The organism is Tahibacter caeni, assembly GCF_024609805.1.
In the GTDB taxonomy this organism is placed as follows: domain Bacteria; phylum Pseudomonadota; class Gammaproteobacteria; order Xanthomonadales; family Rhodanobacteraceae; genus Tahibacter; species Tahibacter caeni.
Genome location: NZ_JANFVR010000571.1, coordinates 1 through 1,744, shown reverse-complemented (window position 1 = coordinate 1,744; position 1,744 = coordinate 1). Strand labels below are relative to the sequence as shown.

Annotated in this window: 1 protein-coding gene; it reads left to right on the top strand. The window is 74.7% G+C overall.

Annotation, left to right across the window (positions count from 1 at the left end):
* Positions 1-159: 159 nt before the first annotated feature.
* The coding region (locus tag NON22_RS23865; RefSeq protein ID WP_257389479.1) for a glycosyltransferase at positions 160-1,744 on the top strand (1,585 nt) is incomplete at its 3' end.

Below are 1,744 nucleotides of genomic sequence, written 5' to 3'. Positions count from 1 at the left end.
GGCGCACTGGCGGCGCGTCGTCGCGGCCCACGACGACGGCCTCGCGCGGCGCCGCGCGATGCTGGAGCGGCTCTGTGCGCGGCAGCCGGTCGAGGACCTCGACACGGTGCTGGCCGAGCTCTGGCGAGGCGTGGCCGCGGAGCGACGCAGCGACGATCCATGAGCGCGCCGGCGACGAGCCTGATCCTGCTCGCCTGGAACCGCTGGGCGCTGACCGCGCGCGCGCTGGACAGCCTGCTCGCGAGCGAGCTCGGCGACAGCGAGATCATCGTCGTCGACAACGGCTCGAGCGACGCGACCGCGCAGGGGCTGGCCGCCTATGCCGGCCGCGTGCGCGTGCTGCGGCTGGACCGCAACCTCGGCTTCGTGCGCGGCAACAACGCCGGCATCGCCGCGGCGGCGCCGGGCAACGACCTCGTGCTGCTGAACAACGATATCGTGTTCGAGCAGCGCGACTGGCTGGTACGCCTGCGCGAGTGCGCGCTCGCGCAGGCGGACACCGGCATCGTCGGCTGCCGGCTCGTCGACGGCGAAGGCAATCTGCTGCACGCGGGCACGCGCGTGCTGCACGATGACCTGAGCGGCGTGCAGATCGCGTCGGGCCGCGTCGAGCGCGACGTCGGCCAGTACACCGATACCGAGCGCATCGTCGAAGGCGTCGTGTTCGCGGCGGTCTATATCAAGCGCGCCGTCGTCGACGCGATAGGGCCGCTGCATACGGACTACGTCACCTACGCCGAAGACAGCGACTACTGCCTGCGCGCGCGCGCGGCCGGCTGGTTCACGCGGCTTTGCGGCAGTGTGAGCCTGCGCCACGAGCAGCACGGCTCCACGCGCGACGACGATGCGCTGCGCGCGCGACTGCTCGCCGACGGCCGCGCGACGTTCGCACGGCATTGGTCGGCCGTGCTGGCCGCGCAGTACGACGATGCGCTGCTGCTGGCCGGCGCGCTGGATTTCCCGGCCGCGGCGGCCGCCTGGCAGCGGCCGCTCGCGCGCGCGCTCGACGCGGCCGGGCTGCGCCTGAGCTATCGCTCGCTGTATGCGCCGGTGCTGCCCGAAGCGATCGCCGAGGACGGCGACAGCCGCGACCATCTGCTCAATACGCTGCGCCGCCGCGCGGCCGGACCGGCGCCGCGTGTCGCGCTCTGCGCCGGCGATCCGGCGCTGTGGCATCACGTGGCCGCGCCGCAGCGCATCGGCTATGCGGACTTCGAGCAGCGCCCCGACGCCGAAGCCGCGGCCGCGCTGCGGGCCATGGACGAGATCTGGGTGCCGAGCCGCTGGCATCGCGACGAGCTCGCCGCGGCCGGCATCGCCGATGCCGAAGTCCTGCCGTGGATCGTCGAACCGGCCTATGCGCATCCGGGGCTGCGCGCACCGCGCAATCCGCACGGCGAAGGCATCGTGCTGTGCCGCGCGCGCTGGGACGAGATCGACGCGCCGTGGCGCCTGCTCGAAGCCTGGACGCGGCGCTGGCGCCGCGACGCGCCGTGGCGGCTGCTGCTGGTCGTCGACGCGCTCGGCGCGGACGTCGCCGCCGCGACGCGACCGCTCGCGCTGGATCCGCACGGCGGGCGTTACAGCCTGCTGCCATCGCCCTCGGTGCCCGAAGAGCAGCGCGCCGCGCTGTTCGCCGCGGCCGACGTCGTCGTCTGCGCGAGCGCGAGCCGCAGCCGCTGCTGGCCGCTGCTGCAGGCCGTCGCGACCGCGCGGCCCTGGGTCGCGACCGCGCGCGGCGCGC